12 protein-coding genes are annotated in these 11,768 nt (G+C 52.8%); 5 read left to right on the top strand and 7 right to left on the bottom strand.

Annotated elements, in window-relative coordinates; translation table 11 throughout:
• Window positions 1-7: 7 nt before the first annotated feature.
• Entirely contained in the window at window positions 8-922 is a 915-nt protein-coding gene (locus C1N69_RS13930; protein WP_025760171.1) for an ABC transporter permease subunit, read from the bottom strand.
• A gap of 99 nt (window positions 923-1,021) precedes the next feature.
• Window positions 1,022-2,143, bottom strand: a complete 1,122-nt coding sequence (locus C1N69_RS13925; RefSeq protein ID WP_104557206.1) for a branched-chain amino acid ABC transporter substrate-binding protein — start codon at window positions 2,141-2,143, stop codon at window positions 1,022-1,024.
• 425 nt (window positions 2,144-2,568) lie between these two features.
• Between C1N69_RS13925 and C1N69_RS13920 the strand changes: the two genes are divergently transcribed.
• Window positions 2,569-3,237, top strand: coding sequence for a YecA/YgfB family protein (locus C1N69_RS13920; protein ID WP_025760173.1), 669 nt, complete (start codon window positions 2,569-2,571; stop codon window positions 3,235-3,237).
• Between the two features lie 32 nt (window positions 3,238-3,269).
• On the opposite strand, the gene tyrP is transcribed toward C1N69_RS13920, so the two are convergent.
• From tyrP to yecR, 3 genes are all read right to left on the bottom strand, one after another.
• On the bottom strand, window positions 3,270-4,421 hold the full coding sequence (gene tyrP / locus C1N69_RS13915; RefSeq protein WP_263575168.1) for a tyrosine transporter TyrP: 1,152 nt from the start codon (window positions 4,419-4,421) through the stop codon (window positions 3,270-3,272).
• Window positions 4,422-4,659: 238 nt separating this feature from the next.
• The gene (gene ftnA, locus C1N69_RS13910; RefSeq protein ID WP_025760175.1) at window positions 4,660-5,157 is read right to left on the bottom strand and encodes a non-heme ferritin; all 498 of its coding nucleotides are present in this window, start codon (window positions 5,155-5,157) and stop codon (window positions 4,660-4,662) included.
• A 202-nt stretch (window positions 5,158-5,359) separates the two neighbouring features.
• On the bottom strand, window positions 5,360-5,698 hold the full coding sequence (yecR, locus tag C1N69_RS13905; RefSeq protein ID WP_155031389.1) for a YecR family lipoprotein: 339 nt from the start codon (window positions 5,696-5,698) through the stop codon (window positions 5,360-5,362).
• A gap of 225 nt (window positions 5,699-5,923) precedes the next feature.
• Between yecR and azuC the strand changes: the two genes are divergently transcribed.
• Together azuC and C1N69_RS13895 are read left to right on the top strand one after the other, a co-directional pair.
• On the top strand, window positions 5,924-6,007 hold the full coding sequence (gene azuC, locus C1N69_RS13900) for a stress response protein AzuC (protein WP_088244265.1): 84 nt from the start codon (window positions 5,924-5,926) through the stop codon (window positions 6,005-6,007).
• Window positions 6,008-6,104: 97 nt separating this feature from the next.
• The gene (locus C1N69_RS13895; protein WP_014832436.1) at window positions 6,105-6,356 is read left to right on the top strand and encodes a DUF2766 family protein; all 252 of its coding nucleotides are present in this window, start codon (window positions 6,105-6,107) and stop codon (window positions 6,354-6,356) included.
• A gap of 41 nt (window positions 6,357-6,397) precedes the next feature.
• Here the strand turns inward: C1N69_RS13895 and C1N69_RS13890 are convergent, their stop codons facing one another.
• Both C1N69_RS13890 and C1N69_RS13885 read right to left on the bottom strand, forming a co-directional pair.
• Window positions 6,398-7,741 (bottom strand): anaerobic C4-dicarboxylate transporter, encoded by a 1,344-nt coding sequence (locus C1N69_RS13890; RefSeq protein ID WP_025760177.1) that lies wholly within the window; start codon window positions 7,739-7,741, stop codon window positions 6,398-6,400.
• Between the two features lie 156 nt (window positions 7,742-7,897).
• Complete coding sequence (locus C1N69_RS13885) at window positions 7,898-8,401, bottom strand: non-heme ferritin-like protein (protein ID WP_094919078.1); 504 nt, start codon at window positions 8,399-8,401, stop codon at window positions 7,898-7,900.
• Window positions 8,402-9,188: 787 nt separating this feature from the next.
• On the opposite strand from C1N69_RS13885, the gene araF reads away from it, so the two are divergent.
• Window positions 9,189-10,178, top strand: a complete 990-nt coding sequence (gene araF / locus C1N69_RS13880; RefSeq protein WP_014832433.1) for an arabinose ABC transporter substrate-binding protein AraF — start codon at window positions 9,189-9,191, stop codon at window positions 10,176-10,178.
• Window positions 10,179-10,249: 71 nt separating this feature from the next.
• Window positions 10,250-11,764: an L-arabinose ABC transporter ATP-binding protein AraG gene (araG, locus tag C1N69_RS13875; protein WP_025760331.1), complete on the top strand. Its 1,515-nt coding sequence runs from the start codon at window positions 10,250-10,252 to the stop codon at window positions 11,762-11,764.
• The last annotated feature ends 4 nt before the right edge of the window (window positions 11,765-11,768 follow it).

Raw genomic sequence — 11,768 nt, 5'->3', positions numbered from 1 at the left:
TTCTCCCTCACACTTTGGCCACAATCGGGCGGCCAAGCAGCCCCTGGGGACGGAAAATCAGGATCATCACCAGCAGCCCAAACGAGAACACATCCTTATAGTCCGAGTTCACCATGCCGGAGAACTGCGCTTCCGCCACGCCGAGGATCAGGCCGCCGAGCATCGCGCCGGGCAGAGAACCGATGCCGCCCAGTACCGCCGCCGTAAAGGCTTTAATGCCAATCACAAACCCGACGTAGAAATCAAAGGTGCCGTAATTCATGGTGATCAGCACGCCTGCCAGGCCAGCCATCGCCGCGCCGATAACAAATACCAGCGAAATGATCCGGTCGGTATTAATGCCCAGAATGGAGGCCATTTTACGATCCTGCTGCACTGCCCGGCACATTCGCCCCAGCCGGGTATGGTTGATTATCCAGGTGAGCACCAGCATGCCGGTAAACGAGGCGAGCAGAATAAATACCTTGGTGTAGGTTATCTGAACGAACCCATCGCCCAGATGCAGACGAATAACGCCGTCCAGCATGGTAGGAACCCCTTGCTGGCGCGGACCCTGGCTTAGCTGGGCGTAGTTTTGCAGGATAAGCGACATCCCGATGGCGGAGATCAGCGGGGCCAGGCGCGTGGAGTTACGTAGCGGCTTATAGGCAATCCGCTCGATAGTCCAGCCGTATACGCCGGTGACCACAATGGTGAACACCAGCGTCCCGAGGATCAACAGCGGGAACGACTGCAGGCCAAAGAAGGAGAGCAGCGCCAGGCCAATGGCGCAAAGATAGGCAGAAATCATATACACTTCGCCGTGGGCGAAATTAATCATGCCGATAATGCCGTACACCATGGTGTAACCGATGGCGATTAAGCCGTAGACGGAACCCAGCGTTAAGCCATTGATCAACTGTTGCAGGAAGAATGTACTCATTTTAGCGCGCTCGTTTTATAGGCTGCACGAACCGCGCAGCCTGATGTTTATTACGCGCCGACAGGCGTGCCCGCCGGCGTTGAGCGTGACTCCGTCCCGTTACTGCACTTCCTTATATTTTCCTTTGTCGTCCCACTGGTAAACCACATAGTCAGAGACCTTCAGGTCGCCTTTGCTGTCCCAGGCTTTTTTGCCCATCACCGTGTCGACGGAATTGGCTTTCAGCCACTCGCTGGCTTTCGCAGCGTCTTTGCCGCCGGTGGCCTTGAAGGCCGCCGCTATCGCCTGTACGGAGGCATAAGAGTAAAGGGTGTAACCTTCCGGCTCGAATTTACCGGCGCGGAATTTCTCGATAACCGCTTTACCGTCCGGGATCAGGCGCGGATCTTTCCCGAAAGTCATGTAAATGCCATTGGTGTACTGCGGGCCACCCGCCGCGGTGACCATCTCTTCGTTGACAATACAGTCCCCGGAGAAGAATTTGGCCTGTACGCCCTGTTCGCGCATCTGGCGAACCAGCGGGCCGGCTTCCGGATGACAGCCCCCGAAGAACACCACATCCGGTTTTTGCGCGCCAATCTTGGTCACCAGCGCGTTAAAGTCTTTCTCACCGCGCGAAAGCCCCTCGTACATCACATCCTGAACCCCGCGTTTCGCCAGCGCCGCTTTAGTGGCGTCTGCCAGACCTTGTCCGTAGGTGTCTTTATCGTGAATGATCACCACCCGTTTCGCTTTCAGCTTGTCGATGATGAAGTCGCTGGCTACCTGACCCTGCTGGTCATCGCGGCCGCACATGCGGAACATGTCGCTCATGCCGCGTTCGGTAATCAACGGGTTAGTCGAGCCCGGGGTGATGGCGATGATCCCCGCATCGCTGTAAACCTCGGAGGCGGGCATCGTGGAGGAGGAGCAGAAATGGCCGACCACGGCGTTGACTTTATCCTGGTCAACTAAACGGTTGGCGACGGCCACGGCCTGCTTAGGCTCGCAGGCGTCATCTCCCTGAACCAGTTTGATCTTCTCACCGTTGATACCGCCTGCAGCGTTAATGTCTTCAGCGGCCTGCGTTGCGCCGTGCCAGTACTGATCGCCGTAGGTGGCATTGGGGCCCGTGAACGGTCCGGCCACGCCAATCACGATATCTGCCCTGGCGGAAAACGCCGTCACCAGGCAACCGGCCAACACGAGAGAAAGCGGAGTTCTGATAAATTTCAGCGACATTATTATGTTCCTTAGCAAAGAGGTTTTTGCACCACGGCGTAAACCCGAACGCCCGACGGCGCAGCCAATCCAAAACACGAGCAAGAACAAAATGCACTAAACGAACGAGATACAGACGGCATCCTGCAGAGTACGGCGAGGTTTCCCTGCGCAGCATCGCGCGAAGAACACTAAGCAAAAACGTTGCCAGAATGGTTAACCCATTGACGGGCTTGTGACATGTTTGAGTATAGAGCGCCGCGTTATGCCGCCTTGCGGGACGAGAAGAAATTACAGCGGAGATCACATATCGTTAACAATAAAGCCCATAAGTTGTGCAAAGGTCACGATTTGCACGTTTTTGCGGCAATAAAGACCTAAACTTCAGCCCGGAGAGGCGTGAGAGATGTGTTAGGATCGTTTTCTTTTTATCAGGAGTGTCAGCGATGACTGAAGGCCCATTAAATGAAAGCGAAATGGCGTGGCTTGAAGAGACATTAATGTCTTACGGTCATGATGATGCGTCCGTGCTTGACGTGTCTGAACTGGACGGCATGCTTACCGCAGTGCTTTCCGGTCCTGTTGTCGTTGAGCCAGATACCTGGCTGGTGGCGGTATGGGGTGGTGAGAAGTACATTCCGCGCTGGAAAAACGACCGCGAGATGAACCGTTTTATCGATCTTTGCTTTAAGCATATGAACGATATTGCCGAACGCCTGAGCGAATATCCGGACCAGTTCGAACCGATGTTTGGCTATAACGACGTTGACGGTGAGACCTATACCGTGGTGGAAGAGTGGTGCTATGGCTACATGCGCGGCGTAGCGCTGACGGACTGGTCAGCCTTGCCGGACGAGCTAAAGGCCGATCTGGATGTGATTGCGCTGCACGGTAGCGAAGAGATCGGCGGCGAGCTGGATGAGCTGACCGAAGAAGAATATGCAGCCAGCATTGAACGTATCCAGCCTGCGGCGCTGCGCTTGTATAACTACTGGGTGAACAACCCGCAGCAGCCGGAAGTGAAGAAGCCGATGGTAAATGGCACGAAGGTTGGGCGTAACGATCCGTGTCCTTGCGGCAGCGGGAAGAAGTTTAAGAGCTGCTGTCTGCACTGACAAAAAAGGGGCTAATGATAGCCCCTTTATCGTTAACCCACTTCCGGCAGCATTCCCGCTGCAATCAATACCTGCACCAGAATAATCACCACCCCACAGCCAAACACAACGCACAGCAGCGGTTTCCCCCCAGCCACGCGGTAACCCTGTTGAGGATGCTGCTGGCGACTCTTCCATGCCAGCAGGGAAGGGAGGAGCAGGGCCAGAACCGACAGTGCCACCCCCGCGTACCCCAGCGCCATCACAAACCCGCGAGGATAGAAGAGGGCGAAGGCCAGCGGCGGCAGGAAGGTGATTGCCCCGGTCTGTAAGCGTCCGGCAGCGGTATTGCGGCGCTGGAACAGGTCAGCCAGGTAGTCGAACAGGCCGAGCGCCACGCCGAGGAACGAGGTCGCCAGCGCCAGGTCGGCAAACAGGTGTACCGCCAGCTCAACGTGCGGGGAGGTGACGACCTCCCGCAGCGCCAGCAGAAAACCGTTCAGACCCGCATGCTGTGCCATCAGCCCAATAAAGGTTGAAGAGTCAATGCTGCCCAGCGTAACCAGTTGCCAGAAAATGTAGGCAATAAGCGGGATCGCGCTTCCGATAACAAAGACGCGGCGCAGCTTGCGAATATCGCCGTTCATATAGCTGACAATGCTTGGCACGCTGCCGTGGAAGCCAAACGAGGTGAAAATCACCGGGATTGCGGAAAGCGCCAGCCCTTTTTCCAGCGGCAGCGTCAGCAGATTGACCTTATGAACATGGGGTGCCAGCAGGGCCAGCATGACAACCAGAAACAGAATTTTGGCGCTGAACAGGAAACGGTTAAACAGATCGACCAGCGATGTCCCCACGCAGACCACGCCGCCGCCGATGAGAGCAAAGAAGATTGCCCCCGTCGCCGGGGTAATGTCAGAGCCGAACCAGTCGTTAACGCTGGACGCGATCAATTCCCCGGCTCCGCTGATGTAAGCGGCAGTCAGGGCGTACATCAGGAACATCATGCTAAAGCCGGTTATCCACTGGCCGTAACGTCCCAGGTAGCGCGACGCAAGAGAACCCAGGCCGGTATCGGCGGGCACGTGCTGGTAAACCTCAAGCAGCAGCAGGGCGGTGTAACACATTAACGCCCAAAGGGTGCCCAGTAGCAGCAGGGTCATGCCAAATCCCACGCCAGCGGCGGCCAGTGGCATGGCCAGCATTCCTGCGCCAATTGTCGTTCCGGCGACGATAAAAATACTTCCCAGGGTTCTGTTTTTCACGCTTTCCTCTACAACGACTCTTATTCGCGAATAAATCTGCGGCGCAGAGTAAGGCAAAAGCGGTAATTCGTCAAACCACCGTTACAAGGGGTGTAATGAAAGGTTTACGTATTGCGGTGTGATCAATTCGGGGGGAAGGTCAATAAACGCGGTGCCGGAAAACAGCACCGCGGTGATATTAATTTTGTGTATCGAGGGTGGAGAGTTCTTTATCAATAAAGTAGAGACCTTCGCCGGATTTACCCACCAGAGATAATTTATCCAGTACGGATTTAAACAGCTTCTCTTCTTCGTGCTGTTCTGCAACGTACCACTGCAGGAAATTAAAGGTTGGGTAATCCTGGCTGGTCATTGCCGCATGCACCAGTTCGTTAATTTTCTGCGTGATCAGCTGTTCATGTTCGTAGGTGGCGCGGAACAGTTCATCGAGAGAATTATATTCAGCAAAAGGGGACGTCACGCTTTCAATGCGTGGCAGGCTGCCTGTATCGGTCAGATAATCAAACAGACGCTGCATGTGAGTCATCTCTTCCTGCGCGTGACGACGCAGAAATGCGGCTGCGCCTTCGAAACTGTGGTAGCTGCACCAGGCGCTCATCTGCTGGTAGAGCAGGGACGAAAACAGCTCAAGGTTCATTTGTGCGTTGAGCTTGTCGATCATTTCAGTTTTCAGCATGGTGGCGCTCCGGGTTATTATTTCTGGTTCACAATGAGCGACACTATAATTTGTTATTTAATTATTTGCAAAACGTAAAATTATTATTTCTTTATTCAAAATACGAATGGGAATAAAACGCATTGACGATTTTAATATTTATTAATGAGAATTATTTTTGTTCTTAATAAAATAAGTTGCCAGCAGACGCTGGCAACGCTGATTAATACCAGGGATTGTTTGACTGAGGGTTAACGGCATAACCCATACATTTATACTGGATTGTCACGCTCTCATTCAGACACAATGAGCCGCTGATGAGGGTGCAGGTTTTGATGGGCTGACCATAGGCTGAGGCGGTGGCATACCCCATACGCTGACACGCTTTTGCCGCCGTACCGTTATTCACATACTCATCAGAATACGCATTTTGCAGTGCTGCCTGGCCGTAGTCGAGGCGGACGATGCCGTTTGGTGCGTCGAGGCTACTGACTTCAGCCTGGCGAGGGACCTTACACCCCGCGAGCAGCAGGATTGCACCAGCTACAATGACTCTTTTCATGGTTCGCTCTGAGTGGATGGAAATACGTTATCGTACCCGCAGATGTCAGCTGCAATGGCTGGAATAGCCGGACAATCTGCCCTCTCTCTTTGCAACGGGTCAGGGATAAATGCTTATGCGCACAAAATTGTGATATTCATCACAAAAACATTGATTTTTGTGATGATGGTCATATTATAAGCACGTTGACAATAAAGTTGTATAACAAGTTAATGGAGCATCATCGTGAAACTGCGCAAAATCCTGAAAAGCATGTGGACCAATTACTGCCGCACGTTTAAAGACGTGCCGCCGGGCGCCATGTTCTGATAAAAAAACCTGCTTCGGCAGGTTTTTTTATCTCTGCGGGAGATGAAAGGGGCCACGTTTTGTTACTATGGCGGCCTTTCAATAAGGAGAAAACCCCATGTCTCAAAACCTGAGCGCCGATCAGGAACTGGTGTCTGACGTTGTCGCGTGCCAGCTGGTTATCAAACAAATCCTCGATGTTCTGGACGTGATTGCGCCGGTTGAAGTGCGCGAGAAGATGTCAACGCAGCTGAAAAATATCGATTTCACCAGCCATCCTGCTGCCGCTGATCCGGTTACGCTTCGTGCGATCCAGAAAGCCATCGCGCTGATTGAGCTGCGATTCACGCCGCAGGGTGAGTCTCATTAAAGCGGGGAAGGGGCGACGGAACCTGTCGCCCGTTGATGCCGTTAAAAGAAGGTCTGAACCAGCAGGTAGCTCGCCGCACACGCGCAGCTCACTCCAATCAGCCCTGGCAGAATAAAGCTGTGGTTGATGATAAATTTACCGATACGGGTGGTGCCTGACCGGTCAAAACCGATGCAGGCCAAATCGCTTGGATAGGTCGGCAGGACAAAATAGCCGTATGAGGCCGGGAAGAAGGCGATCAGCATCTTCGGATCGATACCCAGCATCAGGCCCATAGGCGCCACCGCCGTCAGCGCCGCCGCCTGGCTGTTCACCAGTTTTGACACCAAAAACAGCACAATGGCATAGGTCCACGGGTGGCTTTTCACCACCCCTTCCAGCGCCAGTTTTAACTCGTCGAGATGTGCCTGGAAAAAGGTATCACTCATCCACGCCACGCCGAACACCGAAAAGATCGCGACCATACCCGCCTTGAATACCGCGCCGTTAGATATGGCAGAGGCATTAACTTTGCAGGCCATCAGCATCACCGCGCCTGCAATAAGCATCATCATCTGGATGACCAGGTTCATCGACAGCGCCGTCATTTTGCCTTTCAGTTCAAAGGCGGGGCGTAATTCAGGGAATGCCCCCAGCAAAACGACCACGGCAATACCGGCAAAGAAAATCCACGTCGACCAGTAGGCTTGTTTGGGGAAACGTTGATTCAGTAACGTCTCCGTGCCGCCATAGATAAACTCGCGCTGCTTTGGATCCTTCAGTTTTTCCTGAAACTCCGCGTCATCAGCCAGCTCTTTCCCGCGGCGTAAACTCCACAGGGCCGCAATGGCCACGCCGAACAGTGACGCGGGAACCGACACGGCGAGGATCTCCAGGATGCCCCACGCGTGGCCGAGCCCATGCTGCGCCGCCAGAATGGAGACCAGCGACACCACGGCAACGGAAACGGGGGAGGCCGTAATCGCCATCTGTGAGGCGACCGATGCCACGGCCATTGGGCGCTCCGGGCGGATCCCTTTTTTCAGGGCGATATCCGCGATAATGGGGAACATGGTGTATACCACGTGCCCGGTACCGCACAGAAAGGTCAGCATCCAGGTGGTAAACGGGGCGAGGAGGGTGATGTGTTGCGGGTGTTTGCGCAGCAAACGTTCAGCAAACTGCATCATAACGTTGAGACCGCCCGCCGTCTGCAGGGTGGCCGCGCAACCAATCACCGCAAGAATGGTTAGCATCACGTCAACCGGTGGCTTACCCGGCTGCAGACCAAAGACAAAACATAAAATGAACAGACCAATACCGCTTATCAACCCCAGCCCCATCCCGCCGTAACGTGTGCCTGTCAGCAGGCAGAGGAGAATGACAACAAACTCAATGGTGATCATACTGCTCCCTCGTCAATGATTATGTAATTAAATAAATCATTACACGTTGTGTGGTTAATCATTGGGAGCGAGATCTGATTTGTTAAATTTCAGAAAAAAGAGGAGGTTGGGGATAAGAAGGGGAACCTGCCCCCGGACGGGAGCAGGTTAAAAGACTCAGTGATGCTGCACCGCCACAATATCGAGCAGATGACGGTCGGTTTGCTCGGGGCATAACCCTGCCTGCTGCGCGTTATGGATCTCATCCGCCAGCGTCTTCAGCAGCATGCCATCCTGCTGCTGCTCTTTGTCCATATCGCGTAAGAATTTAAGCGTAGTAATGTCCTGCTGGGCTTTGGCTTCATCGGCCAGCTTGCTGAGCGTACTACAGCGCTGCTCATACTCGTCGAGCGTTTTCTGAAACAGTTCTTCCAGACAAGAGTAATTTTCGTTGATCCCATCAAGGGCTTTCACAACAGGATTTGCCCCTGCGGCTTTCAGGTAGTTAAAAACACGCATCATGTGCGTGACGTTACTTTGCGCCTGAGAGCGAAAGAATGTGGCAGAGCCCGTGAGACTGTTCTCGGCACACCATGCACTCAGGTGCAGGTGCAGATTAGAGGCATAGAACTCAAGGTTCATCTGCGCGTTAAGTTTTTGCATCATCGTTTGGGTAGCCATACTCATATCCTTATTGACTGTGGGACGTGATGTCCGTTGCTTAACCTGTGTGCCAGGCAAATACGAAGAAAAAACAGAAATAGTCTTTCTGCAGTGACTAAAGTCGACCGAATTCACTTCCTGTGTTCGATATAAATAAGCATACCCTTGTCTTTGGTCTAAGAAAACTCTTAATTAGGCTGTGTTTACCATACATTACAAAGTTTAATATAGTACAAAAAGTCAATTAGCTCGCCATGAAATAACATACGATTAAGCCTATGATAATAAGTGATTTTTGTCTGCGTCATGCATTGTTACTCTTCCGAAAATAATTAACTGGAATAATGCTCGGTGAAAAATACAAATACGGCTTAATTATTTTTAATTTATGCTGACGACGTAAAATTGAGTTAAATCAAATTCTGCAGAATAACGGTAATTCAGTTTCTCTGTTCTTCATGATCTAAAACCGGTTACCCCTTCGTTAACACGCCATTGCGATTTTGCCTCCTTAAGGGCATCAGGGATTTCTTAGCTAATCTTATGGATAATCCTGCTTAACCCTTATTCATTTGTCAGACAAATACGCCCTTTTTTATGTCATTTTTCGCTGAATTTATGTACGCAATTACTGTAATTCTGCGGTGTGATGGGGCTCTCTTATGGATGATTAATTTCCCGCTAAAACTATCACCAGCAATAACGCTTATGACGAGGTAAGCGCTAATGCCTTGTTTTAAGTCCGATTAAATTAGAAGCACGCAAATATTCCCTACAGAAAAGAATGCTAAAGCTGGAGTTTACCATGCACAAATTTACTAAAGCGCTCGCGGCCATCGGTCTGGCTGCCGTTATGTCACAATCCGCTATCGCTGAGAATTTAAAACTCGGTTTTTTGGTAAAACAGCCCGAAGAACCCTGGTTCCAGACCGAGTGGAAATTCGCTGATAAGGCCGGGAAAGATTTAGGTTTTGAGGTGATTAAAATCGCCGTGCCGGACGGTGAGAAAACCCTGAATGCCATCGACAGCCTGGCGGCCAGCGGTGCGAAAGGTTTCGTTATCTGTACGCCGGATCCCAAGCTCGGTTCGGCCATTGCGGCGAAAGCTCGCGGTTACGACATGAAAGTCATTGCCGTTGACGATCAGTTCGTTAACGCCAAAGGCAAGCCGATGGACAGCGTCCCGCTGGTGATGATGGCGGCGACCAAGATTGGCGAACGTCAGGGCCAGGAACTCTATAAAGAGATGCAAAAGCGTGGCTGGGATGTGAAAGAAACGGCGGTAATGGCGATCACCGCGGATGAACTGGACACGGCGCGTCGTCGTACCACCGGTTCAATGGATGCCCTGAAAGCGGCCGGCTTCCCGGAAAAACAGATCTACAAAGTCCCCACCAAATCCAACGATATCCCGGGCGCTTTCGACGCCGCCAACTCCATGCTGGTTCAGCATCCGGAGGTGAAACACTGGCTGGTGGTCGGCATGAACGACAATACCGTGCTGGGCGGGGTACGCGCGACGGAAGGTCAGGGGTTCAAAGCACCTGATGTGATCGGGATTGGCATCAACGGCGTTGACGCGGTGAGTGAACTCTCTAAAGCGCAGGCCACTGGTTTCTACGGCTCTCTGCTGCCAAGCCCGGACGTTCATGGCTATAAGTCCAGCGAAATGCTCTACAACTGGGTAACCAAAGGGGTTGAGCCGCCGAAATTTACGGAAGTAACCGACGTGGTGTTGATCACCCGCGACAACTTCAAAGAGGAGCTGGCGAAAAAAGGACTGGGCGGTAAGTAATACGCAGTGATTGTGCCCCTCGCGCAGGGTGAGGGGCCTGACGTACACACTACAGGAATCACGGAGACGTTATGCGACAGTCTGATCCGTATCTCTCTTTTCGCGGCATCGGGAAAACATTCCCCGGTGTTAACGCGCTGACCGATATCAGCTTCGACTGCTATGCCGGCCAGGTTCATGCCCTGATGGGGGAAAACGGTGCGGGAAAATCCACACTGTTGAAAATCCTCAGCGGCAACTACACGCCAACGACTGGCACGCTGGCGATTCGCGGTGAAGAGGTGGCGTTTGCCGATACCACTGCGGCGCTAAATGCCGGGGTGGCCATTATCTATCAGGAGCTGCACCTCATCCCCGAGATGACCGTGGCGGAAAATATCTATTTAGGACAGCTTCCGCATAAAGGCGGCGTGGTGAATCGTTCGCTACTTAATTATGAAGCGGGGCTGCAGCTTAAACACCTGGGTCTGGATGTTGATCCCCAGACGCCGCTGAAATATCTCTCCATCGGCCAGTGGCAGATGGTTGAAATTGCCAAGGCACTGGCGCGTAACGCCAGAATTATTGCCTTTGATGAACCCACCAGTTCGCTCTCTGCGCGTGAAATCGACAATCTGTTTCGGGTTATCCGCGAACTGCGTCAGGAAGGGCGCACAATTTTGTACGTTTCACACCGTATGGAAGAGATTTTTGCCCTGAGCGATGCCATCACCGTGTTTAAAGATGGGCGCTATGTGCGCACCTTTACCGACATGGAGCAGGTTAACCATGACCAGCTTGTTCAGGCGATGGTCGGACGCGAGCTGGGTGATATTTATCACTGGAAGCCACGCGAGTACGGGCCTGAACGCCTGCGCCTGGACAATGTGAAAGCGCCGGGCGTGAGAACGCCGGTTTCGTTATCCGTACGCAGCGGTGAAATTGTCGGACTGTTTGGTCTGGTTGGGGCAGGGCGCAGCGAATTAATGAAAGGCTTGTTCGGCGGAACCCGTATCACCGATGGACAGGTTTCCATTGATGGTGAGCGGGTGGATATCCAGAAACCGGCCCATGCAATAAAAGCGGGGATGATGCTCTGTCCGGAAGACCGTAAGGCGGAGGGGATCATTCCGGTGCATTCGGTGCGCGACAACATCAATATCTCCGCCCGCCGTAAGTTTATTCGCGCAGGTTGCCTGATAAACGATAGTTGGGAGTCGAGCAACGCCGACCACCATATTCGCTCACTGAATATCAAAACGCCGGGACCCCAGCAGCTGATCATGAATCTTTCTGGCGGAAACCAGCAGAAGGCCATTTTAGGCCGCTGGCTGTCAGAGGATATGAAGGTCATTTTACTGGATGAGCCGACCCGCGGGATCGATGTGGGGGCAAAACACGAGATATATAACGTGATCTATGAACTGGCAAAACGCGGCGTGGCGGTACTCTTCGCCTCCAGCGATCTGCCGGAGGTACTTGGCGTAGCCGATCGCATTGTGGTGATGCGTGAAGGCGAAATTGCCGGTGAATTACTTCATGAACAGGCGAATGAACAACAGGCGTTGAACCTCGCCATGCCTAAAGTCAGCCAGGCTGTCGCCTGAGTAA

Origin of the sequence: Enterobacter sichuanensis, from assembly GCF_009036245.1 — a bacterium.
Classification (GTDB): Bacteria; Pseudomonadota; Gammaproteobacteria; order Enterobacterales; family Enterobacteriaceae; genus Enterobacter; species Enterobacter sichuanensis.
This window is presented reverse-complemented; position numbering and strand designations above follow the sequence as displayed.

Coding starts and splice junctions, on each gene's coding strand:
- ftnA (WP_025760175.1), bottom strand. CDS start 5,157: ATGCTGAAAACTGAAATGATCGACAAGCTCAACGCACAAATGAACCTT.
- tyrP (WP_263575168.1), bottom strand. CDS start 4,421: ATGCTGGCCATGCCACTGGCCGCCGCTGGCGTGGGATTTGGCATGACC.
- yecR (WP_155031389.1), bottom strand. CDS start 5,698: ATGAAAAGAGTCATTGTAGCTGGTGCAATCCTGCTGCTCGCGGGGTGT.
- C1N69_RS13920 (WP_025760173.1), top strand. CDS start 2,569: ATGACTGAAGGCCCATTAAATGAAAGCGAAATGGCGTGGCTTGAAGAG.
- araG (WP_025760331.1), top strand. CDS start 10,250: ATGCGACAGTCTGATCCGTATCTCTCTTTTCGCGGCATCGGGAAAACA.
- C1N69_RS13890 (WP_025760177.1), bottom strand. CDS start 7,741: ATGATCACCATTGAGTTTGTTGTCATTCTCCTCTGCCTGCTGACAGGC.
- C1N69_RS13885 (WP_094919078.1), bottom strand. CDS start 8,401: ATGGCTACCCAAACGATGATGCAAAAACTTAACGCGCAGATGAACCTT.
- araF (WP_014832433.1), top strand. CDS start 9,189: ATGCACAAATTTACTAAAGCGCTCGCGGCCATCGGTCTGGCTGCCGTT.
- C1N69_RS13895 (WP_014832436.1), top strand. CDS start 6,105: ATGTCTCAAAACCTGAGCGCCGATCAGGAACTGGTGTCTGACGTTGTC.
- C1N69_RS13925 (WP_104557206.1), bottom strand. CDS start 2,143: ATGTCGCTGAAATTTATCAGAACTCCGCTTTCTCTCGTGTTGGCCGGT.
- C1N69_RS13930 (WP_025760171.1), bottom strand. CDS start 922: ATGAGTACATTCTTCCTGCAACAGTTGATCAATGGCTTAACGCTGGGT.